Source organism: Variovorax sp. GW821-FHT09D04 (assembly GCF_059416405.1).
Genome location: NZ_JBWKPA010000001.1, coordinates 78502 through 99320, shown reverse-complemented (window position 1 = coordinate 99320; position 20819 = coordinate 78502). Strand labels below are relative to the sequence as shown.

At 70.7% G+C, this 20819-nt stretch carries 22 protein-coding genes; 9 read left to right on the top strand and 13 right to left on the bottom strand.

Annotated features, from left to right (window positions below):
* Window positions 1–36 precede the first annotated feature (36 nt).
* From AC07O4_RS00515 to AC07O4_RS00505, 3 genes are read right to left on the bottom strand one after another with little or no spacing between them, the layout of a single operon-like run.
* On the bottom strand, window positions 37–1110 hold the full coding sequence (locus tag AC07O4_RS00515) for an MBL fold metallo-hydrolase (RefSeq protein ID WP_495303442.1): 1074 nt from the start codon (window positions 1108–1110) through the stop codon (window positions 37–39).
* A gap of 44 nt (window positions 1111–1154) precedes the next feature.
* A complete protein-coding gene (locus AC07O4_RS00510; RefSeq protein WP_495303441.1) occupies window positions 1155–1928 on the bottom strand; it encodes an SDR family NAD(P)-dependent oxidoreductase in 774 nt (257 codons plus the stop codon).
* Window positions 1925–2425, bottom strand: a complete 501-nt coding sequence (locus tag AC07O4_RS00505; protein ID WP_354343730.1) for an ester cyclase — start codon at window positions 2423–2425, stop codon at window positions 1925–1927. The genes AC07O4_RS00510 and AC07O4_RS00505 overlap by 4 nt, the downstream gene beginning before the upstream one ends.
* 142 nt (window positions 2426–2567) lie before the next feature.
* Here AC07O4_RS00505 and AC07O4_RS00500 point away from each other — a divergent pair, with 142 nt between their 5' ends.
* A complete protein-coding gene (locus tag AC07O4_RS00500) occupies window positions 2568–3296 on the top strand; it encodes a Crp/Fnr family transcriptional regulator (RefSeq protein WP_495303440.1) in 729 nt (242 codons plus the stop codon).
* Between the two features lie 13 nt (window positions 3297–3309).
* On the opposite strand, the gene AC07O4_RS00495 is transcribed toward AC07O4_RS00500, so the two are convergent.
* From AC07O4_RS00495 to AC07O4_RS00485, 3 genes are all read right to left on the bottom strand, one after another.
* Window positions 3310–4296, bottom strand: a complete 987-nt coding sequence (locus tag AC07O4_RS00495; RefSeq protein ID WP_062475921.1) for a Bug family tripartite tricarboxylate transporter substrate binding protein — start codon at window positions 4294–4296, stop codon at window positions 3310–3312.
* Between the two features lie 42 nt (window positions 4297–4338).
* Window positions 4339–4779, bottom strand: a complete 441-nt coding sequence (locus AC07O4_RS00490; RefSeq protein WP_062475918.1) for an OsmC family protein — start codon at window positions 4777–4779, stop codon at window positions 4339–4341.
* A 109-nt stretch (window positions 4780–4888) separates the two neighbouring features.
* Complete coding sequence (locus tag AC07O4_RS00485) at window positions 4889–5257, bottom strand: CHRD domain-containing protein (protein WP_495303439.1); 369 nt, start codon at window positions 5255–5257, stop codon at window positions 4889–4891.
* Window positions 5258–5648: 391 nt separating this feature from the next.
* Here AC07O4_RS00485 and AC07O4_RS00480 point away from each other — a divergent pair, with 391 nt between their 5' ends.
* Window positions 5649–7346 carry a long-chain fatty acid--CoA ligase gene (locus AC07O4_RS00480; protein ID WP_495303438.1) on the top strand — a complete coding sequence of 566 codons (1698 nt, stop codon included), beginning with the start codon at window positions 5649–5651 and terminating at the stop codon, window positions 7344–7346.
* 19 nt (window positions 7347–7365) lie between these two features.
* Here the strand turns inward: AC07O4_RS00480 and AC07O4_RS00475 are convergent, their stop codons facing one another.
* Window positions 7366–8271: an AraC family transcriptional regulator gene (locus AC07O4_RS00475; protein ID WP_495303437.1), complete on the bottom strand. Its 906-nt coding sequence runs from the start codon at window positions 8269–8271 to the stop codon at window positions 7366–7368.
* A gap of 107 nt (window positions 8272–8378) precedes the next feature.
* On the opposite strand from AC07O4_RS00475, the gene AC07O4_RS00470 reads away from it, so the two are divergent.
* The 7 genes from AC07O4_RS00470 (at window position 8379) to AC07O4_RS00440 (ending at window position 15773) form a co-directional block, all read left to right on the top strand.
* The gene (locus AC07O4_RS00470) at window positions 8379–9128 is read left to right on the top strand and encodes an SDR family oxidoreductase (protein WP_495303436.1); all 750 of its coding nucleotides are present in this window, start codon (window positions 8379–8381) and stop codon (window positions 9126–9128) included.
* A gap of 113 nt (window positions 9129–9241) precedes the next feature.
* A complete protein-coding gene (locus AC07O4_RS00465) occupies window positions 9242–9745 on the top strand; it encodes a sigma-70 family RNA polymerase sigma factor (protein WP_153282851.1) in 504 nt (167 codons plus the stop codon).
* Between the two features lie 61 nt (window positions 9746–9806).
* A complete protein-coding gene (locus AC07O4_RS00460; RefSeq protein ID WP_495303435.1) occupies window positions 9807–10853 on the top strand; it encodes a FecR domain-containing protein in 1047 nt (348 codons plus the stop codon).
* A gap of 70 nt (window positions 10854–10923) precedes the next feature.
* Window positions 10924–13404, top strand: coding sequence for a ferric-rhodotorulic acid/ferric-coprogen receptor FhuE (gene fhuE, locus AC07O4_RS00455; protein ID WP_495303434.1), 2481 nt, complete (start codon window positions 10924–10926; stop codon window positions 13402–13404).
* 91 nt (window positions 13405–13495) lie between these two features.
* Window positions 13496–13798 carry a DUF3649 domain-containing protein gene (locus AC07O4_RS00450; RefSeq protein ID WP_492684433.1) on the top strand — a complete coding sequence of 101 codons (303 nt, stop codon included), beginning with the start codon at window positions 13496–13498 and terminating at the stop codon, window positions 13796–13798.
* On the top strand, window positions 13795–15414 hold the full coding sequence (locus tag AC07O4_RS00445; protein ID WP_495303433.1) for a PepSY-associated TM helix domain-containing protein: 1620 nt from the start codon (window positions 13795–13797) through the stop codon (window positions 15412–15414). Before AC07O4_RS00450 ends, AC07O4_RS00445 begins: the two co-directional genes overlap by 4 nt.
* A complete protein-coding gene (locus AC07O4_RS00440) occupies window positions 15411–15773 on the top strand; it encodes a DUF3325 domain-containing protein (RefSeq protein WP_095948978.1) in 363 nt (120 codons plus the stop codon). Before AC07O4_RS00445 ends, AC07O4_RS00440 begins: the two co-directional genes overlap by 4 nt.
* 2 nt (window positions 15774–15775) lie before the next feature.
* Here AC07O4_RS00440 and AC07O4_RS00435 read toward each other — a convergent pair whose 3' ends face one another.
* The 6 genes from AC07O4_RS00435 to AC07O4_RS00410 all read right to left on the bottom strand — a co-directional run bounded on the left by AC07O4_RS00435 (window position 15776) and on the right by AC07O4_RS00410 (window position 20756).
* On the bottom strand, window positions 15776–16765 hold the full coding sequence (locus tag AC07O4_RS00435) for a Bug family tripartite tricarboxylate transporter substrate binding protein (RefSeq protein ID WP_495303432.1): 990 nt from the start codon (window positions 16763–16765) through the stop codon (window positions 15776–15778).
* 62 nt (window positions 16766–16827) lie between these two features.
* Entirely contained in the window at window positions 16828–17184 is a 357-nt protein-coding gene (locus tag AC07O4_RS00430; RefSeq protein WP_495303431.1) for a cupin domain-containing protein, read from the bottom strand.
* Window positions 17185–17202: 18 nt separating this feature from the next.
* The gene (locus AC07O4_RS00425) at window positions 17203–18198 is read right to left on the bottom strand and encodes a quinone oxidoreductase family protein (protein ID WP_495303430.1); all 996 of its coding nucleotides are present in this window, start codon (window positions 18196–18198) and stop codon (window positions 17203–17205) included.
* Window positions 18195–19103: a beta-keto acid cleavage family enzyme gene (locus tag AC07O4_RS00420; RefSeq protein ID WP_495303429.1), complete on the bottom strand. Its 909-nt coding sequence runs from the start codon at window positions 19101–19103 to the stop codon at window positions 18195–18197. The genes AC07O4_RS00425 and AC07O4_RS00420 overlap by 4 nt, the downstream gene beginning before the upstream one ends.
* Window positions 19100–19867 carry an SDR family NAD(P)-dependent oxidoreductase gene (locus AC07O4_RS00415; protein WP_495303428.1) on the bottom strand — a complete coding sequence of 256 codons (768 nt, stop codon included), beginning with the start codon at window positions 19865–19867 and terminating at the stop codon, window positions 19100–19102. Before AC07O4_RS00415 ends, AC07O4_RS00420 begins: the two co-directional genes overlap by 4 nt.
* 22 nt (window positions 19868–19889) lie before the next feature.
* Window positions 19890–20756, bottom strand: coding sequence for a dioxygenase family protein (locus AC07O4_RS00410; RefSeq protein ID WP_495303427.1), 867 nt, complete (start codon window positions 20754–20756; stop codon window positions 19890–19892).
* Window positions 20757–20819 lie beyond the last annotated feature (63 nt).

Here is a 20819-nt window from a genome sequence, read left to right as displayed (position 1 = left end):
CCTTTTCTTGTTGGCTGTGGTGCGCGTGCCGGCGGGTCAGGCCCGCACGAGCGCGCCGAAGCTGGTTTCGCCCCACAGGTGGCTGGTCGGCGCACCGGGAAACAGCCAGTGCGGCGAGCACTCGGCCGACGGCACGACGTTGCTGAAGCCGTGCAGCGCCGAGGTGCCCGCGAGCGTCTTCTCGAGCACCATCGACAGGTACTGGTCGTTGCTGCTTTCCTGCGTGTTGCCGTTGAGGATCACCTCGGCGCCCGTGGCCTGCGCATAGCGGCGGATGCCGTTGTGGCGCGACTGCAGCGGCGCCCAGCTGTCGGCGGCCACGCCGTTCTCGCTGCTCACGCGCAGGCCGTCGCCCGTGCGGTACACCAGCGAGTGGTTGCCTTCGGTGTGCCCCGGCGTGTGCACCAGCGCGATGCCGGGCCCGAGCTGCAGGCTGCCGTCGAAGGCGACGACGCGTTCGGGCGGCACCCCGTCCAGGCCGTGCGGGCAGTACCACTCGGCCTGCACCGGCAGCAAGCCCTGCACGTTCGCGAGCTCCTGGCGGTGCACCAGCAGCTTCGCGTTCGGCAGCAGGCCCGGCGCGCCCGCGCTGCCGAGCCAGCGGCGCACGTCCTGCGTGTGCAGGTGGTCGTAGGTGATGTGGTCGATCTGTTCGGGCGCCACGCCGCAGCTGGCGAGCGCCTGCAGCACGGTCTGGTAGACCGGCGCGATCGCCTTGTGCAGGAACTTCGGCGTCTGGTCGCTCAGGCGCTTGAAGTAGGGCGTCTCGTTGCCGGCTTCGAAGTCGGCCGGCGTGAAGAGCAGCGTGCGCAGCCGGCCTTCGAAGTCGTCGTACTGGACGAGCACGGTGCGCGCCAGCAGATGCACCATGTGCGGCTTGAGCAGCTGCTGCGAGTACACGCCGGTGAAGGCGAACCACGCGGGGTACGGAATGCGCAGCAGGTTGAAGCTGCGCGCGAAGTGAACCGGCGGCGCGTCGAGCAGCCGCTCGCGCAGGGCTTCGGCGCCGCGGCGGATGGCGCGCAGGCGGTCTTGCGGCATGGCGGCGTGGCGCGTGTCGTCGAGTTCGGTGATCTGCGCGAAGCCTGTGGGTTCGGGGTCTCGGGTCATGGTCGTCTCCTGTGTCTGGATGCGTGGGCTTGCGGGTTCGTCGCTCAGTACATCGAGCGCCCTCCGGAGATATCGAACACCGCCCCGGTGCTGAACGAGCACTCGTCCGACGCCAGCCACGCGGCCATCGCCGCCACCTCGTCGACGTCGACGAAGCGCCCCATCGGCACGCGCGAGAGCAGGGCGGTGCGCAGCTGTTCGCGGTGCTCGGCGGGCACGCCTGCGAAGACGGCCGTGTCGGCCGCCGAGGGCGTGATGCAGTTCACCAGCACGCCCGACGAGGCCAGCTCCTTGCCGAGCGACTTGGTCAGCGCGATGAGCCCGGCCTTCGAGGCCGAGTAGGCGGCGTTGAAGCCGTTGCCTTCCTTGCCCGCGACCGAGGCGATGTTGACGATGCGCCCGCGCCGTTGCGCCAGCATCAGCGGCGCGATGGCGCGGCAGCACAGCCAGGCGCCCGTGAGGTTGATGTCGAGCACGTGGCGCCATTGCGCGGGCGTGTGCTCCCACGCGGGCACGGTCGGTCCGAGCACGCCCGCGTTGTTGACGAGGATGTCGACGCGGCCGAAGCGCTCCTGCGATTGCGAAGCCGCGCGGGCGATCTGGTCTTCGTCGCGCACGTCGACCAACGATGTGACCACGGTGCCCAGCGGCGCCAGTTGCGCCACCGCATCCGCCAGCGTCGCGGCCTCGACATCCCACAGCGCGACGCCCGCGCCGTTCGCGAGGCAGCGCCGCGCGATGGCCAGGCCGATGCCGCGCGCACCGCCGGTCACGATCGCATGGCGTCCTTCGAGTGGCCGGGCGAGCGCGTCGGTCATGCCGTGGCGGCCTCGGCCCGCGGGGCGGTTTGGCCGAGCAGTCCGGCGACCAGGCCGCCCACCATCTCAGCGGGCACGCCCACGAGCAGCTGGCGCAGCATCGTCAGCGTGTCGAAGTACACGCGCTCGCACACCAGCCGGTCGCCCTCGAAGATGAAGAAGGCGTTCATGCGGCAGCGAAAGCTGTTGCCCGTCGGCGGCAGGCCCTTGAGCGGGCCGCGGTGCGTGCCGAGCAGCCAGAACTCGACGATCACCGAGTCGTCGGCATGGCGCAGCTGGATGATCTCGTGGCGCTGGTCGGGGAAGGCGCGGCGCGTGTCGGTGTAGTACTGGCGCACGTCGGCGATGCCGTCGTGCACCTCGCCGCTGGGAATCAGCTCGTAGTGCGGGTGCGGGAAGGTGCCCAGCACCGCGTCGAAGTCCTGGCGGGTTTCGTCGGCGAAATGGTCGAGCACGAGGCGCTCGCGGCGGGCTTGCAGGTCGGTCAGTGTGGTCATCGGGGTGTGCTCCATGCGACAGGGGTGACAGGGGACATCGGGTTGCCGCGAATGCGTCGACCCGGGTGGCCTGCGTACTATCGACAGCGCCTCGACGCCAGACTGTCCGGTGTTGGCAATCGAGGCCCCGGACAAACCCGCGATGCCACGCTCTTCCCCTTCTTCCAGCGCCAGCCCCGCCGAGCCGGACGCGCAGCCTTCGCCCGTGCACAACAGCGACATGCGGCTGGCCGACGACGTGCAGCAGCGCCTGCTCGCGGTGGCGCACCGGCGCACGCTGGTGCGCGGCGAATCGCTGTTCCACAAGGGCTCGTCGCCCGACGCGCTGTTCGGCGTGGTCAGCGGCTCGTTGCGCGTGAGCGTGGTCGCGCCGGGCGGGCGCGAAGCGGTGATCGCGATGCTCGAGCCGGGTCACTGGTTCGGCGAGGTCTCGCTGCTGGTGGGGCGCGAGCGCGTCTACGACACCTGCGCCGTCGACACCACCGAGATGGCCGTGGTCGCCGCGGCCGACTTCCACCGGCTGGTGGCCGACCATCCCGACGTGCACATGGCCTTCACCCGGCTCGTGTGCCTGCGGCTGCGCCAGGCGCTGGCCTGGATCGACGACGTGATCCTGATGCCGCTGCCCGTGCGGCTGGCGCACCGGCTGCTCACGCTGGATGCGCGCGCGGTCGCGCCTGCGGAGGAAGGGGGCGGCACGCTGCTGGGCGTGTCGCAGGAAGACCTGTCGTTCATGCTCGGCGTGTCGCGCCAGAGCGTGAACCGCCAGCTCAAGCTGTGGGAGGAAGACGGCACGCTGCGCGTGCGCTACCGCAGCATCGAACTGCTCGACCGCGCACAGCTGGAGCGGCACGCGGCCACGCCGCGTTGAACCTCGCCGGGGTTCAGTCCATCCGCGCGCCCGAGGCCTTCACCGCCTTGTCCCAGCGCGGCGTTTCCGTCGCGAGGAAGCGAGCGAAGTCCTCGCTGCCCAGGTAGGCCGGGTCCGCGCCCTGGCTCACCATGCGCTCGCGCACCTCGGGGCTGGTCAGCACCTGCCTGAATGCATCGCTGAGCTTGGCGACCACGTCCTTGGGCGTGTCCTTCGGCGCCAGGAAGCCGTAGAAGCCCACCACCTCGAAGCCCTTGACGCCCGACTCGATGACGGTCGGCACGTCGGGCAGCGCGGGGTTGCGCTCGCGGCTGGTCACGGCCAGCGCGCGCACCTTGCCCTGCTTGTGATAGTTGGCGGCCTGCGGAATCGACTCGGCCATGAACTGCACCTGCCCGCCCATCAGGTCGGTGAAGGCCGGCGCGCTGCCGCGGTAGGGGATGTGCACCATGAAGAGGCCGGTCGCGGTCTTGAACATCTCGGGCACGAGGTGGCTGATGCCGCCGTTGCCCGCCGAGCCGTAGTTGACCTGGCCCGGCCGCGCCTTGGCGTAGTCGATGAACTGCTTGAGGTTCTGCACCGGCAGCTTGGGCGTGACCAAGAGCGCCAGCGGCTGCATCGCGGTGCGCGCGATCGGCACGAAGTCGCGCTGCGTGTTGTAGGGCAGCTTGCTGTAGAGCGCGCCGTTGATCACCGCCACGCCGGTGTTGGCCAGCACCAGCGTGTAGCCGTCGGCCGGGCTCTTGGCGACGAAGTCGGCACCGACCGAGCCGCCCGCGCCGGGCTTGTAGTCGACGATCAGCGGCTGGCCGAGCACGGCCTGCAGCTTGTCGGTCAACAGGCGCGCGTGCTGGTCGAGCGGGCCGCCGGCCGGGAAGCCGATGACGACCTTGATCGGCTTGTCGGGGTAGGCGGCCAGGGCCGCCGTGGTGCCGAACGCACCGAACGCGCCGAGGGCGAAAGAAAGGACCGCCGATGCGGTCCGGGTGGGCTTGCTCATGATCCGTCTCCTTTTTTGTGGAGACGATCATAAGCAGCGCGGTCAGCTGGCCAGCGTGGCCTTCAGCGTGATCTCGGGCACGCTCGCCAGCGCCTTCGACAGCGGGCAACCGGCCTTGGCGGCGGCGGCGATTTCCTGGAACTTCGCTTCGTCGAGGTTGGGCACGGCCGCGTCCAGTTCGAGCTGGATGCGATCGATCTTGAAACCGGCGCCGTCCTTGGCCAGCCGCACGGCGGCCTTGGTGTCGATGCGCGTCGCGGTCAGGCCTGCCGCTTCCAGCGCGAAGGCAAAGGCCATCGTCAGGCAGGCCGCATGGGCCGCGCCGACGATTTCCTCGGGGTTGGTGCCGCGCCGGTCGTCTTCGAAGCGGCTGGCGAAGCCGTAGGGGTAGTCCTTGAGGGCGCCGGTCTCGGTGCTGACCAGGCCCTTGCCGGTCTTGCCGGCGCCTTCCCAGTGAACGCTTGCGTGCTTGTCTGCTGCCATGGACATTCCTTCAGTCAGGTGGAGGGTGGATCGGAGGGAGAACCGCAGGTATCGCTCCGAAATCCGCGCCTGTCTGTAGTCGCAGAGCGCATCGCATCGGGGGCCGATGTCAGCCGCCGTGCACGCCCCAGGTGCTGCGCTTGAGCTGGCCCCGGACCTCGCCGCCCGGCCAGGCCTGGGTCGACACGCTCACATACCAGAGGCCCGCCATCAGGTCAGTCATCTGGGCGGGCGTCAGCCGGCTCGTGCCGGTCCGCTCGTAGCCGGCGCCGTCGTTGCGCGGCTCCCCCTCGCTGGGCAGCGGCAGCTGGATCGCCAGCGGGCCATTGCTGCCCTTGGCGGCGGGGCCGTAGAAGCCGACGACCGTCGCCGGGCCGCTCAGGCGTGCGGCGTTCACGCGCCATTCGAACAGCCCGGTGGCCAGCGTCAGCGTACCGGCCGCCGAGCCGCCGGCCTTGCCCTTGTGCGGCGGGACCACGTCCTCGGTTCCGAGCCAGCAGTCAGCCACGAACCATGTCGGCGGTTCCTTGGACTGCGGCTCCGTCGGAGGGGCCGACATGCCGAACCGGGGGACCCGCGAGCAGCCCGCCGCGGCCAGGGCGGCCAGTGCGGCACTGAACAGGGCGATGCGTCGGCGCAAGGTGGGGCGGGCGGGATCGGGCATGGCAGGCAGGCACAGGTGAAGCGGAGCCCGCACGATAGCCGATGCGCTGTGCCTACCCGACGTACGAAGAATGGGCGTCGCCAAGGTGACGCCCCGGGGGCTTCCCCGATGGGAGCGGCGGCCGGTGCGGCTTAGGCTGGCGCATTGCGCCTTTGTCGCACCGCTTTCTTTTCCCTCTCCTTCCTCCTTCGCCTGTTCACAGACCATGCAACCACGCCCGCATTACAAGTTCTGGCCCAAGCGCCTCCCGCATTCGATCACCGTCCCCGCGACCTCGCTGTGGCACAACCTGGCCACCTCGGCGGCGCGCTACCCCGACAAGGCCGCGCTGGTCTTCTTCGGCCGCGTGCTGAGCTACCGCGACGTGGCCGACCAGGTCGAGCGGCTGGCCGGCACGCTGCATGCGCTGGGCGTGCAGCGCGGCGACCGCGTGGTGCTGAACATGCAGAACTGCCCGCAGCTGGTGATCGCGCATTTCGCCATCCTGCGCGCCAACGCCGTCGTGGTGCCGGTCAACCCGATGAACCGGGCCGAAGAGCTCAAGCACTACATCGTCGACCCCGACGCCAAGGTGGCGATCACCACCGGCGACCTCGCGGCCGAGCTGGCCAAGGCCAGCGACGCACTGCCGCCCGAGCAGCGCCTGTCGCACCTCGTCGTGAGCCAGTTCACCGACGCCTTCGATGCGAACGTGACCGGCGACGACGCCCCCGCGCCGGCCTGGGCCGACTGGCTCGGCACGCGCCACCCGCTGCCCGCGCTGGCCGACGGCCAGGTCATGGCCTGGACCGACGCGCTCGCGGCCGGCCACCCGGCCCCCGCGCACGTGGTGGGCGCCAACGACATGGCGCTGCTGCCCTACACCAGCGGCACCACCGGCCTGCCCAAGGGCTGCGTGCACCACCATTCGAGCCTCATGCACAACGCGATGGCCGGCCAGCTCTGGGGCCAGGCCACGTCGGAGGCGGTGGTGCTGGCCGTGGTGCCGATGTTCCACATCACCGGCGTGGTGAGCATGATGCACACCTCGATCCTCGCGGCGGCCACGCTGGTCATCATGCCGCGCTGGGACCGCGACGTGGCGGGCCGGCTCATCTCGCGCTGGAAGGTCACGAGCTGGACCAACATCCCCACCATGGTCATCGACCTCATGGCCAGCCCCAACTTCGCGAGCTACGACCTCACGAGCATGACCCACATCGGCGGCGGCGGCGCCGCCATGCCGCAGGCCGTGGCGCAGCGCCTGCTCGAGCAGTACGGCCTGAAGTACCAGGAAGGCTACGGCCTCACCGAAACGGCCGCACCCTCGCACACCAACCCCTCGGACCATCCCAAGCAGCAGTGCCTGGGCATCCCGTTCATGAGCACCGACGCGCGCGTGGTCGACCCCGACACGCTGCAGGAAATGCCCATCGGCGAATCGGGCGAGATCATCATCCACGGCCCCGAGGTGTTCCAGGGCTACTGGAAGCGCCCCGACGCCACCAAGGCCGCTTTCGTCGAGTTCGAGGGCAAGCGCTTCTTCCGCTCGGGCGACATGGGCCGCATGGACGAGGAGGGCTACTTCTTCATCACCGATCGCCTGAAACGCATGATCAACGCGAGCGGCTTCAAGGTGTGGCCGGCCGAGGTCGAGCTGCTGATGTTCCGCCACCCCGCGATCCAGGAGGCCTGCGTCATCTCGACCAAGGACGACTACCGCGGCGAATCGGTCAAGGCCGTGGTGGTGCTGCGCGCCACGCACAAGGACACGACCGAGCAGCAGATCATCGACTGGTGCCGCGAGAACATGGCGGTCTACAAGATTCCGCGCAAGGTGGAGTTTGTGGATGCGCTGCCCAAGAGCGGGAGTGGGAAGGTGATGTGGCGGTTGCTGCAGGAGAAGGAAGGCACGGCGGCCTGAGCCGTCGCCCTTGTCCTTGCTAGGGCTGGCGGGCGTAGCGCCCCGGCGCCTGGCCCACATGGCGGCTGAACGCCGTGCTGAAGGTGCTGGCCGAGCTGTAGCCGACGCGCGCGGCCACCTCCGCCGGCGCACAGCCGCCGCGGCGCAGCAGGTCCTTGGCGAGCGCCATGCGCCACGCCAGCAGGTACTCCATCGGCGGCAGGCCTACGGCGCGCGAGAAGCGCTCGAAGAAGGCCGAGCGCGAGAGCGCGGCCTTGCCGGCGAGTTCTTCCACCGTCCATGAGCGCGCGGGGTCCGCGTGCATGTGCCGCACGGCGGCGGCCAGCCGGCTGTCCGCCAGCGCGCGCAGCAGCCCCGGCGGCGCGCCTTCGCCGGGCGCCGAGCGCAGCGCCTCGATCAGCAGCACCTCGACCAGCCGCCCGAGCACGAGGTCGCGCCCCGGCCGCTGCGCCATGGACTCTTCGCGCACGAGCTGCACCAGCAGCGACAGCCGCGCGACGCCGCGCATGTGCAGCACCGAGGGCAGCAGCGACACCATCAGGGCCGCGTCGGGCGAATCGAAGGCGAAGTAGCCGCCGAGCATGCGCACGTCGGGCGGGCCGTTCCGGTCGCCGTGGCGGACCTCGCCGTGTGCGTCCTCGCGCGCCGCCTGTTCATGCGGGTCGAGGAACACCGGCGGTGCCGGCGTGAGTCCCGACAGCGTGAAGCCGGGCGTGGCCGGCATCAGCAGGAAGTCGCCGGCGGCCAGCGCCAGCGGCGGCTGGCCGTCGACCGCCAGGATGCACTCGCCCTCGAGCATGGTGCAGAAGCTGGGCTGGCCGAAGGCCGTGTAGCGCACGGCCCAGGCGCCGGCGCCCGCGATCACCTTGGAATACACGGCGCGCGGGCGAAGCAGCGCGATGACCTCGGCCAGGGGATCGGCCATGGCTGGACTCCTGCAAAAGAAATGGCGACGTTCGATGGTAGCAAGTCCGGTCGCTCGTCCCTATCGTTGGGGCTCTTCTCTTCATCACCCACCACCAAGGAACCCCATTGAAAACCGCACTGATCACCGGCTGCTCGTCCGGCTACGGCCTGGCCACCGCGCGCCACTTCCACGCCCAGGGCTGGCGCGTCGTCGCCACCATGCGCACGCCGCGCGACGACCTCTTTCCCGACGCGCCGAACCTGCACGTGCTGCCGCTCGACGTGACGCAGCCCGACAGCATCGCCGCCGCCATCGAGAACGCGGGCCCGATCGACGTGCTCGTGAACAACGCCGGCGTCGGTCTCTTCGGCGCCTTCGAGGCTACGCCCATGGCCACTGTGCGCGAGGTGTTCGAGACCAACACCTTCGGCATGATGGCCATGGCGCAGGCCGTGCTGCCGCAGTTCCGGGCGCGGCGCTCGGGGCTGCTGGTCAACGTCACGTCGACCGTCACGCTCGCGCCGATGCCGCTGGTGGCCGCGTACACCGCGAGCAAGACCGCCATCGAGGGCTTTACCGCCTCGCTCGCGTTCGAGTTGGCGGCGTTCGACGTGCGCGTGAAGCTCGTCGAGCCGGGCTACGGGCCCGGCACGCGGTTCACCGAGAACGGGGCGCAGCGCATGCAGGGCCTGATCCCGCCGGACTACGCACCGCTCGCGCAGGGCGTCTTCGCGGCGCTGGGCAACCCCACGGCCGTGACCACGGCGGCCGACGTGGCCGAGGCCGTCTGGCGCGCCGCGAACGACACGGCGGAGACGCTGCGCTATCCGGCGGGCGCGGACGCGGTGGCGCTCGTGGCGGCCCGGCCGGCCTGAGCCACGCTGTCCGCAGTGCGGACAGGACGGCCAGGGCGGCAGTGCGGCCTTTTTGCTTAAAATGAGAATAATTCTTATTTGTAGGCGGAGCCCCCGCCGCCGTGCCGCCCGCCATGTCCGCTGCCGAAGCCGCCTTCCAGCAAGTCCACACCCTCTACAGCGACCACCACGGCTGGCTGCAGTCGTGGCTGCGCAAGAAGCTCGGCAATTCGTGCGACGCGGCCGACCTGGCGCAGGACACCTTCGCGCGGCTGCTGACGGCGCGCAACCCCGAGGTCATCGCGCAGCCGCGCGCCTACCTCACGAGCGTGGCCAAGAACATCCTCGTGAACTGGTACCAGCGCCAGGCGCTGGAGCGGGCCTATCTCGAAGCGCTGGCCGTGATGCCCGAGCCCGAGGCGCCGTCGCCCGAGCAGCGGCTGGTGATCCTGCAGACGCTGCACGAGATCGACGCGATGCTCGACGCCCTCAAGCCGCTCGCGCGCCGGGCCTTCCTGCTGTCGCAGCTCGACGGCATGAAGTACGAGGACATCGCGCGCGAGCTGGGCGTGTCGCTCGTCACGGTCAAGCGCTACATGCAGCAGGGCTTTCGGGGCTGCCTGGCGGTGATGGCATGAGCGCCGCGCCGGGCCGCCCCAAGCAAGCGCGCGCCGAAGTGCGAAGCACGAAGGCATTCTGATGAGCGCGATGAATTTCGAGACATCGACGCTCGCCCCTCGCGTGCTCGATGAAGCCGCCGAATGGCTGATGCGGCTGCACGACAGCGCCGTCACCGACGAAGACCGCCGCGCCTGCGAGCGCTGGCGCCAGAGCCACCCCGACCACGCACGCGCCTGGGCGCGCGCCGAGCTGCTGATGAACAAGCTCGGCGGCCTGCCGCCGGCGCTGGCGATGTCGTCGCTCGCGCGACCTGCGCGCGGCAACGCGAACAACCGCCGCGCCACCCTCGGCCGGCTGGCCGCGCTGCTGGCGGCCGTGCCCGCCGGCTGGCTCGGCTGGCAGGCGGTCGAGATGGCGGACGAACGCGGCTGGATGGCCGGGCACCGCACCGCCACCGGCGAGCGCCGCGAACTGCGGCTGGCCGACGGCAGCCGCCTCACGCTCAACACCGCCAGCGCGGTCGATGTGCACTTCGACGGCACGCAGCGCCGCGTGGTGCTGCAGGCGGGCGAGATCTTCATCGCCACCGCGCCCGACCCCGCCGCCGCGCACCGCCCGTTCCGCGTGGCCAGCGCAGGCGGCACGCTGGAGGCCCTGGGTACGCGCTTCAGCGTGCGCAAGGAGGCGGGCGGCGCCACCCACATCGCCGTGCTCGAAGGCGCGGTGCGCATCACGCCCGAGCGCGCCGCCGCGCGCGTGCTGCCGGCGGGGCAGCAGGCCCGCTTCACGGTCGACGGCATCGACGACTTCCGCCCGGCGGACGCCTCGGTGCTGGCGTGGACCCAAGGGATGCTGCTCGCCGACGGCATGCGGCTGGCCGACTTCGCCGCCGAGCTGTCGCGCTACCGCCCCGGCCTGCTGCAGTGCGACGCGGCGGTGGCCGAGCTGCGCGTCTCGGGCGCCTTTCCGCTGGCCGACACCGATGGCGTGCTGCGCATGCTGGTGTCGACCTACCCGGTGGACGCGGCCACGCGCCTGCGCGGCTACTGGGTCACGCTGGTGCCGCGAGCGGCACCCGAAGAGCGCGCGACGGGCGCTTCAAAAAATATATCGATCCGGGGGTGAGACTTTTTTTCGTTTCGGCTGGCAAGGAGGGTGAAGAACCCACCGTTGCCCAACCGAAAGGCCCGTCTCCATGTCCGCATCCCGCCCGTCCGCCTTGCGCCCGTTCGCAGAGCGCCGCCTGAACTCCGTCCTTCGCCATGCCTTGATGGCGCTTGCCCTTGGCGGCCTGGCCGGCGCGGGAGGGCCGGCCTTCGCACAAGCGTCGTCGTCCTCGCTCGACGCCGCCGCGTCCCGCGCCTACGACATTCCCGCCGGCCCGCTGGGCCGCACGCTCGCCGCCTTCGCGGCCGGCAACGGCATCGCGCTGTCGTTCGACCCCGCGCTGACGCAGGGGCGCAGCAGCCCCGCGGTGGCGGGCCGCTACACCGCGCGCGAAGCCATCGAGCGGCTGCTCGCGGGCAGCGGCCTGCAGGTGGTGGCGCGCACCGACGGCAGCTACACGCTGAACCGCCGCGAGGCCGGCACGCCCGCCGCAGGGGCCGGCGGCGTCGACACGCTCTCGCCCGTCACCGTCACGGCCGAGGCCGACCGCAGCGGCACCACCGAAGGCACCGGCGCCTACACCACGCGCGCCACGGCGGCGGCCACCGGGCTGGCGCTCTCGCCGCGCGAGACGCCGCAGTCGGTCACCGTCATCACGCGCCAGCAGATCGAGGACCAGAACCTGCTGTCGCTCGGCCAGGCCATGCAGAGCGTGCCCGGCGTGTTCTCGGTGAGCTCCGACAGCGACCGCACCGACCTGTACGCGCGCGGCTTCTACATCGACAACTACCAGTACGACGGCGTGCCGACCACCGTCACGACCGACTTCTTCGGGGCCTCCACCAACGACCCGGTGCTGTACGACCGCATCGAGGTCGTGCGCGGCTCGACGGGGCTGCTCACCGGCGCGGGCAACCCCTCGGCCTCGGTGAACCTGGTGCGCAAGCACGCCGACAGCAAGGTGTTCGCCGGCAGTGCGTCGCTTGCGCTGGGTTCGTGGAACCTGCGCCGCGGCACGGTCGACCTGCAGACGCCGGTGACGAAAGACGGTCGCGTGCGCGCCCGCCTCATCGGCATGACGGAAGACCGCGACTCCTTCATCGACATGTACCACGGCCGCAAGCACGTGCTGTACGGCGTGGTCGATGCCGACCTCACGCCCAGCACCACGCTGAGCGTGGGCATCGAGTCGCAGGCCACGCGGCCCACCTCGTCGACCTGGGGCGGCCTGCCGCTGACCTTCAGCGACGGCACGGCCACGCGCTGGGACCGCTCCAAGACCGTCGGCACACCGTGGACCCACTGGGACACGACCACCACCACCGCCTTTGCGAACCTCACGCACCAGTTCGACAACGGCTGGAAGCTCAAGGCCAACGGCTCGCACCGGCAGAGCAAGCAGAACGCCAAGCTGCTGTACCTGTACGGCGACCTCGAACGCCTCACCGGCACCGGCCTGGGCTCGCTGCCCGGCTACTTCGAGCACCAGTTCCGCCAGAACAGCCTCGACCTGCAGGCCACCGGCCCCTTCACGCTGCTGGGGCGCACGCACGAACTCGTGGTGGGCGTCAGCAACAGCCAGTCGCGCTACGTGGAGGCGAGCCATCCGCGCACCAGCCCGTTGCCCGACACCGGCAACTTCTACGACTGGAACGCTGCGTCGTACCCCGAGCCGGGCTGGGACCCGCTGAAGGTGTCGGCCATCACCAAGACGCGTCAGACCGGCTACTACGGCGCCGCGCGCCTGTCGCTGGCCGATTCGCTCAAGCTCATCGTGGGCGGGCGCCAGAACAGCTGGCGCTCCACGCGTCTGACCGCCGACGCCCCGGCCACGCGCAAGCACGAGGTGTTCACGCCCTACGCGGGCCTGGTGTACGACCTGAGCGAGAACTACTCGGTGTACGCGAGCTACACCGACATCTTCCAGCCGCAGAACTACCGCGACGCCAGCGGCGCCTACCTCGACCCGGTGACCGGCAAGAGCTACGAGATCGGCCTCAAGGGCGAGCACCTGAACGGCAAGCTCAACACCTCCATCGCCGTCTTCCGCGCCGAGCAGGAGAACGTGGCGCAACGCGACGGCACCAAGCTCGTGCCCAACTCGAGCGAAGGCGCCTACTACGGCGCGCGCGGCGTGACCAGCAAGGGCATCGAGCTGCAGGTGTCGGGCGAACTGGCCCCAGGCTGGCAGCTGAACGCGGGCATCGCACGCACGCTGGGCCGCGAAGGCAACGGCAACCGCATCAACACCGCCATGCCGACCACGCAGGCCACGCTGTTCACCACCTACCGGCTGCCGGGCGCGTGGCACCGGCTCACGCTGGGCGGCGGCGTCAACTGGCAGAACCGCACCTACTACGCGTACAGCGTGGGCGATGTCGACCTGCGCTACCAGCAGGGCTCGCGCGCGGTCGTGAGCCTGATGGCCCGCTACGCCTTCACGCCCAGGCTGGCGCTGCAGCTGAACATCGAGAACCTGTTCGACAAGAAGTACTACAGCAACATCGACGGGCAGGCCTACTTCGGCACGCCGCGCAACGCGGTGGCGACGCTGAGCTACGCGTTCTGAGCGGGAAAGAGCGGGGGGCATGACCCTTTTTTCGTTCTCGTTTGTCATGTAGGGGAGGGGCGCATGTCCGCGCCCCGTTTTCCGGTCCCCGATGAACACCCGCACCTCCTCCTTTTCTCCCGCCCTGCGGCTGCTGTCCCGCGTCGCGGCCGCCGTGCTCGGCGGCTACGCGCTGGCCTCGGCCGCCGCCGTCTTCCTGGCCGCCGTGCTGCCGGCCGGCCCCGCCGAGGCCGCGCTCGGGGGCATGCAGTTCAGCTTCGCGGTCTACACCGTCGCCGTGATCTGGGCGTTCGCGCCCGTGTCGCTGTCGCGCGCCTGGGCCGGCCTGCTGCTGCCCGCCGTGGTGCTGGCCGGGCTCGGCCTCGCATTGCGCGGCGCGGGAGGCGGCGCATGAGCACGAAGACAACCAATGCCCCCTCGCGAGGGGGCTTTCGCCAGGCCCAGGCTTGGCTGCACACCTGGTGCGGCCTGTGGTTCTCGTGGCTGCTGTTCGCGGTGTTCCTCACCGGCACGCTGGCGGTGTTCGACGAGCCCATCACCCATTGGATGACACCGGAGCACCACGCCGAGGAAGCCGCTGCCGCAGCCAGAAAGGGCGAACCCACGGCCGACCGTGCGCAGCGCCTGGCCTGGGGCATGGCCTACATGGCCGAGCACCACGCGGGCGCCTCGATGTGGGAGCTGTGGCCTTCGGATGCGCAGGGCGGTGGCGAGCTGCGGGTGTTCTGGTTCGACGCCAACCGGCAGTACGCGGGCGTCGCGCTCGACCCCGCCACCGGCAAGCCGTTGAAGGAAGACGGCGGCCACGCGGCGCGCGCCACGCTGGGTGGGCACCACTTCGTCGACTTCCACTACGAGCTGCACGCCGGCACCGTCGGCCTGTGGATCGTCGGCATCGCCGCGATGGCGATGCTGGTGGCGCTGGTGTCGGGCGTCATCACGCACAAACGCATCTTCAAGGACTTCTTCACCTTCCGGCCCAAGAAGGGCCAGCGCAGCTGGCTCGACGCGCACAACGCCGTGGCGGTGCTGACCTTGCCCTTCCAGTTCATGATCGCCTACACCGGCCTCGTGATCTCGGGCACCAGCTTCATGCCGGCCCCCAAGGTCTTGCACTACGGCACCGGCCCGCAGGCGCAGGTGCGCTTCGTGTCCGAGCTGGGCGACAGCGACAAGCCCGCCGCCACCGGCCGCGCGATGCCCGTGCCCGTGCTCGAACCGTTCGCGGCGCGCGGCCAGGAGCGCATGGGCCAGCCCGTGCGCGCGGTCGTCATCGACCACCCGGGCGACGCGGCTGCGCGCATCGGCGTGTACGGATGGAACGGCGACGACGAATCCGCGCGCCGGCTCAGCGCCACCACCGGCATGGTGCAGTTCTCGGCCGCCAGTGGCGAGGTGCAGCGCGTGCGCCTGCCGGGCGCCGCGGACGGCGGCACGGCCATGCTCGCGCAGTCGGCCATGGGCGGGCTGCACATGGTCACTTTCGGCGGCTGGCCGATGAAGTGGCTCTACTTCCTGTGCGGGCTCGCGGGCACCGCGATGATGGGTTCGGGCGCCGTGCTGTTCATCGTCAAGCGCCGCCAGAAGCACCTGGGCGAGTTCGGCGGCGCGACCGCGCGGGTCTACCGGCTGATCGAGGCGCTGAACGTCGCGGCCATCGCCGGCCTGGCGATCGCCTGCGTGGGCTACCTGTGGGCCAACCGGCTGGTGCCGGTCGGCATCGGGCACCGCGCGGACCGCGAACTGCAGGTCTTCTTCGCGCTGTGGGCGCTGGCGCTGGTGCATGCCTTCGTGCGGCAGCCGGCGCGCGCGTGGCGCGAGCAGCTCGGTGCGCTGGCTGCGCTGTGCCTGCTGTTGCCGCTGCTCAACTTCGTGACCACGGGCGATCACTTGCTGGCGCAGCTGCTGCGCAGTGATTGGGAAAGCCTTGGCGTCGAACTGGGCGCCGTGGCTTTCGGGCTTGCGGCGCTGGGCGCGCTGCGCCATCTGCTGCGGAAGGCGGCGCGATGACGACGGCATGGGCGTCGTTGCTTGGCCTTGCGCTGGCGTATGCAGGCATGTCGTGCCTGAGCTTTGCCATGGACCGGCACCACGAGCAGCTGACGCGCGGGCGCGAAGTGCCCGCGCGCCGGCGCACGGGCTTGCGCGTGATCGGCATGGTGCTGCTGGCAGCGGCCATCGTGCCCTGCGTGATGGCCTGGGGCCCGACGGTCGGGACGGTCGCGTGGCTGGGCTTCCTGTCGGCGGGTGCGTTGCCGGTGGCCTTGCTGTTGCCGTACCGCCCGCGCGCCGTGGCGTGGGGCGCCGGCGCGGCCGCCGTGGCCGGTGGTGCGGGGCTGGTGCCGGTGCTGGCGGCGCTGCTGCGCTGAGGTCAGTCCACCTTGATGGCCGCGGCCTTGACCACCTGCTGCGCCTTCGCGGTCTCGTCGGCGATGAACTTGTTGAACTGCGCGGAGGGCATGGTGAAGGGTTCGGCGCCGAGCTTCTCCAGCCGCTCCTTCAGTTCCGGCGACACCATGATCTTCGCGACCTCGGCCTGCAGCCGTTCCACCACGGGCTGCGGCGTCTTGGCGGGCGCGAACAGGCCGACCCAGAACAGGTAGGCCGAGCCCGGCACGCCGGCCTCCACCGTGGTGGGCGCGTCGGGCAGGGCGGACGAGCGACCGGCGGTGCCCACGGCCAGCGCCTTCAGCTTGCCGCTCTTGATCAGCGGCAGTGCCGACACCATCGGCGCGAAGAACCAGTCGACGCGTCCGGCCATCACCTCGGTCATGGCTTCGGGCGTGCCGCGAAAGGGCACGTGCTGCGCATCGACGCCGGCCGCGAGGCGGAACACCTCGGCATTCATGTGCGTGGCCGAGCCGTTGCCCGCGGAGCCGTAGTTCAGCCCGCCGGGTTTGGCCTTCGCCTTAGCCACGAGGTCTTTCACGTCGGTGAAGTGCGAAGGCGCGGTCACCAGCACGTTGGGCAGGCTGGCCATCGGCGTCACGCCCGTGAAGTCCTTCAGCGTGTCGTACGACAGGCCCTTGTAGATCCACGGGTTCACGAGGTGGCCGGCCGAATGCACCAGCAGCGTGTAGCCGTCGGCCGGCGCCTTGGCGGCGATGGCTGCACCCAGCGTGCCGCCCGCGCCGGGGCGGTTGTCCACGATCACGCTGGTGCCCAGCGCGGGCCCCAGCTTCTCGGCGACCAGGCGCGCGACGATGTCGGTGCCGCTGCCCGCCGTGAAGGGCACGACCAGCTTGATGGGCTGCGTGCCAGGCCACGCGCCTTGTGCATGCGCGCCGCCGAGCGTGCAGGCCGCGAGTGCCGCGGCGACCGTGAGTGCCTGTCGGCGGCTCCAGGGGAATGTCTTCTTCATGCGTCTTGTCTCCGTTGATTTGTTGGTGCGAGCGATGAATGACTGACTGGGAAAGGAGCGCGTCAGGCGGGCGGTGCGTTCGCCATCACCAGCGCCACCAGCACCGGGCGGTTGCTGCGGTTCTCGAGCTGGCGCTTCTCGCCGGGCGCGAAGCGGCAGCTGTCGTAGGGCTGGAGCACGTCTTCCTGGTGCGCGCCGTCGAGTTCGCCGACGACGTGCAGCTCGCCCTCGAGCACGAGGTAGAGCTTCTCCATCGGCGAGCCGTCCAGCCCGGTGCGGCCGCCGGGCAGGATCTGGCTCATGCCCATCCACATCTGCGTCGAGGGGCCGGCCTCCTTGCCCTGCAGGCGCAGGCAGCGCATGTCGAAGTGGTTGGGCGCCTCGTAGTGCGGCGCCTCGTTGAAACGGGTCACATGCATGGTGGGTGTCCTCGGGGGTCAGGGGCGCAGCACGACGCGGTCGGTGCTGCCCGACAGCACCAGCCGGTAGGCGTCGATCGCTTCGTCGAGCGCGAAGTGGCGTGCCACGGGAAAGGGTTTCAGCGTGCCGCGCTCGAAGCCCTCGCGCATCGCGTCGAGTTGCGCGGTGGAGGCCACGCAGTCCATCGCCAGCGAGTCGATGCCCACGTAGGTGTGCATGCCGCGGTAGAACGCGAAGATGTCGAAGGGCACCGCGCGGTCGTGCGTGGCGATGAAGATCTGCGTGGCTCCCTTGGCCATCGCCTTGTTGGCGGCCTCGAAGTAGGCGCTGCCCACGGTGTTGTAGACGATGTGCGCGCCGCGTCCGTCGGTGAGCTCGCGCACCTGCGCGCCCACGTCGGCGTGGTGGCGCGCATCGACCACGTCGACCGGCGCGCTCGCGAACCCCGCGAAGGGCCCCGGGCCGCGCTGCACCGCGATCACGCGCGCGCCGGCCTGCGCGGCCAGCTGCACCGCCGCCTGCCCGACCTTGCCGTTGGCGCCCAGCACCAGCACCGTCTGGCCCGCCTGCGGCATGCCGCAGCGCCGGAAGCCCTCGTAGGCCGTGACGAAGGGCACGCCCACCGCGCCGGCTTCGTCCATCGAGATGCCCTGGGGCTTGGCGCGCAGGGCCGCTTCGGGCAGCACGAGGTAGCGTGCATGCGAGCCGTCGCGCGTGATGCCGACGTCGCCGCCCGAGCCGTAGACCTCGCGGTCGATCCATTCCGAAGGGCCGCTCACCACGGTGCCCGCGAAGTCGCGCCCCGGCGTGCGCGGCCAGACGGCCTGCGGCATGAGGCCCAGCGCGGCCTTCACGTCGCTCGGGTTCACGGCGGCGGCGGCCACGCGCACCACGGCATGGCCGGGCGGCGCCACGGGCTCGGGCTGCGGTGCGGCCTCCAGGTGCAGCGCCTCGGGGTTGGCAGCCTTGGCGTTCACGCGCAGGGCGCGGGGTTCATGAAGGATGGCGCTCATCGTGCGGCTCCCTGAACGGCGCGGGTGCCGGCCAGCCCCAGCATCGCGCGGGCCTCGCGCGGGTTGGCGACCTCGCCGCCCAGGCTGCGCAGGATGTCGCGCGCCTTCGCCACGAGCTGCGCGTTGCTTTCGGCCAGCACGCCTTTCTCGAGGTAGATGTTGTCTTCCATGCCCACGCGCACGTGGCCGCCCAGCAGCCACGACTGCGCGACGATGGGGAACTCCGTGCGGCCGATGCCGAAGGCGCTCCAGAAGGCGCCGCGCGGCAGCAGGTTGCGCGCATAGAGCAGCGTTTCGGGCGTGGGCGCGAAGCCGTACTTCACGCCGAGCACGAAGGTCCACATGGCGGGGCCGTCGAGCGTGCCGTCGGCGATGAGGTCCAGCGCCAGGTGGATGTCGCCCGAGTCGAAGATCTCCAGCTCGGGCTTCACGCCGGCCTCGCGCATCACCTTCGCCATGCGGCGCACGTTCCTTGGCGTGTTGATCACCACGTCGGGGCCGGAGTTCATGGTGTTGAGGTCGAGCGAGCACACGTCGGGCCGGATCAGCGCGATGTGCTCCACGCGCTTCTCGGGCGGCAGCAGCGTGGTGCCGGGCGCGGCGATCTTCGGGTCGTCCTCGCTCGGAATGAAGCGCCCGCCCGGCCCGGTCGTGAGGTTCACGATCAGTTCGCGGTTCTCGCGGCGGATGCGGTCGACCACCTCGCGGTACAGATCGACCTCCATCGAGGGCTTGCCCGTCTCGGGGTGGCGCACGTGGATGTGCACCTGCGCCGCGCCGGCTTCGGCGGCGGCCAGGCATTCGTCGGCGATCTGCACCGGCGTGATCGGCAGGTGCGGCGTCTGCTCGGGCTTCACGAGGTTGCCCGTGACGGCGCAGGTGATGAGCGTCTTCGCGTTGTTCACAGGTGGCGCCCTCCGTCGACCACGATGCGCGTGCCGGTGACGAAGCGCAGCGTCGTCGCCAGCGCTTCCACGGTGGCCGCCACGTCGTCGGGCTTGCCGATGCGTCCCAGCGGCGTGGTGCTGGCCATCTTGTCGGCGAACTCGGCGCCGCGCCCGGGCACGAAGCCCGACTCGACCGCGCCCGGCGACACCGACACCACGCGCACCGCGGGCGCCAGCGCCTTGGCCAGCGCGTCGCCCACCACGTCGAGCCCGGCCTTGGCCGCGACGTACGCGAGGTTGCTGCCCACGCCCGTGAAACCGGCGATGGACGAGATGTTGACCACCAGCCCGTCGCCGGTGACCTTGAGCATCGGCGCGAAGGCGCGGATGGTGGCGAACACGCCGCGGAAGTTGGCGCGCAGCAGGTCGTCGATGAGGTCGTCGGTCAGCGCGTCGAGGTCGCCGGCCGGCACGGGCTGCGTGTGGCCCGCGCTGTTGACCAGGATGTCGCAGCGCCCGTGCGCGGCCTTCACCTCGGCGGCGGCGGCCTGCAGGCTCGGCGTGTCGACGATGTCGGCGCGGATCGCGCCGTGGCGCTGGCCGCTGTCCGAGGGCAGGGCGGCGGCGCGCGCGGCGGCGTTGTCGTCGCCACCGCGGTGCAGCAGCACGCAGGTGGCGCCCAGCGCGGCCAGCCGCGTGGCCGTGGCGTAGCCGATGGCGCCGAGGCCGCCGGTGATGACGGCGATCTTGCCGTGGAGTCGGGATTGGGGATCGAAGCTCATGGGATGAAGGGAAGTTGGGAAATCAGGGGATCGGCGGGCGGGGGAACTTCATCTCGCCCGGTTCGAGTTGGAAGTCGTACTGCAGCGTGGCGCTGCGGCCGTCGGGCGCGAGCGCGAAGCGGCCGATGAGCTGGCGCGTCACGCCGAAGGTCGGGTCGCTCTCCAGGTTCTCGTCGTCGTCGGCGAACACTTGCGTGACCAGCACCTTGTGGCCCGGCTTGCTCAGCATGAAGTGCAGGTGCGCGGGCCGGTTCGGGTGGCGCTGCTGTGCGCGCAGCAGCACGCCGCAGGGCCCGTCGGTGGGCACCGGGTAGCCGGCGGGGCGCACGCTGCGGAAATGAAAGCGGCCTTGCGCGTCGGTGGTGAAGCGCCCGCGCAGGTTCATGTCGTCCTGTTCCGGGTCCTGGTTCTCGTAGAGCCCGACCGGCGAGGCCTGCCACACGTCGACCGTGACATCGGCCATCGGCTGCCCGCTCACGTCGCGCACCGTGCCCGTCACGTCGAGCGGCGTGCCGGGCGTGCCCGAGCGCGCGATGCTCTCGCCCGCCGCGCAGGCCGGCGAGTTGGCGCGCCAGAAGGGGCCCAGCAGCGCGGCCGGCGATTCGCCGTGCGGGTCCTGGTTGTTCTGCAGCGCCACCACCGTGGACACGCCCAGGATGTCGGCCGCCAGCACCACCTCGTTCTTGGTCTCGCCCGTGGCGTGGCCGATGGCGACGATGAATTCGAGCGCCTGCTCGAACTCTTCCTCGGTCAGCTTCACCTCCTGGACGAAGGCGTGCAGGTGGCGCGTGAGCGCGTCCATCACGGTGCGCAGGCGCGGATCGGGGGTGCGTTTCATGGCGTCGAGCGCAAAGCCGAGCACCGAATCGGGGGAGGTGGCGATGTTCATCTGCAATCCTTGCAATCGTTTGCATGATCTTAAGACAGATTTCGAAAAAGTAAAATGCTGGGT

What these genes read in the sequence shown, in the direction of transcription:
- AC07O4_RS00465 (WP_153282851.1), top strand. Translation starts at nt 9,242, where the DNA reads ATGTCCGCTGCCGAAGCCGCCTTCCAGCAAGTCCACACCCTCTACAGC.
- AC07O4_RS00435 (WP_495303432.1), bottom strand. Translation starts at nt 16,765, where the DNA reads ATGAAGAAGACATTCCCCTGGAGCCGCCGACAGGCACTCACGGTCGCC.
- AC07O4_RS00495 (WP_062475921.1), bottom strand. Translation starts at nt 4,296, where the DNA reads ATGAGCAAGCCCACCCGGACCGCATCGGCGGTCCTTTCTTTCGCCCTC.
- AC07O4_RS00440 (WP_095948978.1), top strand. Translation starts at nt 15,411, where the DNA reads ATGACGACGGCATGGGCGTCGTTGCTTGGCCTTGCGCTGGCGTATGCA.
- AC07O4_RS00430 (WP_495303431.1), bottom strand. Translation starts at nt 17,184, where the DNA reads ATGCATGTGACCCGTTTCAACGAGGCGCCGCACTACGAGGCGCCCAAC.
- AC07O4_RS00510 (WP_495303441.1), bottom strand. Translation starts at nt 1,928, where the DNA reads ATGACCGACGCGCTCGCCCGGCCACTCGAAGGACGCCATGCGATCGTG.
- AC07O4_RS00450 (WP_492684433.1), top strand. Translation starts at nt 13,496, where the DNA reads ATGAACACCCGCACCTCCTCCTTTTCTCCCGCCCTGCGGCTGCTGTCC.
- AC07O4_RS00445 (WP_495303433.1), top strand. Translation starts at nt 13,795, where the DNA reads ATGAGCACGAAGACAACCAATGCCCCCTCGCGAGGGGGCTTTCGCCAG.
- AC07O4_RS00415 (WP_495303428.1), bottom strand. Translation starts at nt 19,867, where the DNA reads ATGAGCTTCGATCCCCAATCCCGACTCCACGGCAAGATCGCCGTCATC.
- fhuE (WP_495303434.1), top strand. Translation starts at nt 10,924, where the DNA reads ATGTCCGCATCCCGCCCGTCCGCCTTGCGCCCGTTCGCAGAGCGCCGC.
- AC07O4_RS00475 (WP_495303437.1), bottom strand. Translation starts at nt 8,271, where the DNA reads ATGGCCGATCCCCTGGCCGAGGTCATCGCGCTGCTTCGCCCGCGCGCC.
- AC07O4_RS00480 (WP_495303438.1), top strand. Translation starts at nt 5,649, where the DNA reads ATGCAACCACGCCCGCATTACAAGTTCTGGCCCAAGCGCCTCCCGCAT.
- AC07O4_RS00505 (WP_354343730.1), bottom strand. Translation starts at nt 2,425, where the DNA reads ATGACCACACTGACCGACCTGCAAGCCCGCCGCGAGCGCCTCGTGCTC.
- AC07O4_RS00410 (WP_495303427.1), bottom strand. Translation starts at nt 20,756, where the DNA reads ATGAACATCGCCACCTCCCCCGATTCGGTGCTCGGCTTTGCGCTCGAC.
- AC07O4_RS00460 (WP_495303435.1), top strand. Translation starts at nt 9,807, where the DNA reads ATGAGCGCGATGAATTTCGAGACATCGACGCTCGCCCCTCGCGTGCTC.
- AC07O4_RS00490 (WP_062475918.1), bottom strand. Translation starts at nt 4,779, where the DNA reads ATGGCAGCAGACAAGCACGCAAGCGTTCACTGGGAAGGCGCCGGCAAG.
- AC07O4_RS00500 (WP_495303440.1), top strand. Translation starts at nt 2,568, where the DNA reads ATGCCACGCTCTTCCCCTTCTTCCAGCGCCAGCCCCGCCGAGCCGGAC.
- AC07O4_RS00425 (WP_495303430.1), bottom strand. Translation starts at nt 18,198, where the DNA reads ATGAGCGCCATCCTTCATGAACCCCGCGCCCTGCGCGTGAACGCCAAG.
- AC07O4_RS00515 (WP_495303442.1), bottom strand. Translation starts at nt 1,110, where the DNA reads ATGACCCGAGACCCCGAACCCACAGGCTTCGCGCAGATCACCGAACTC.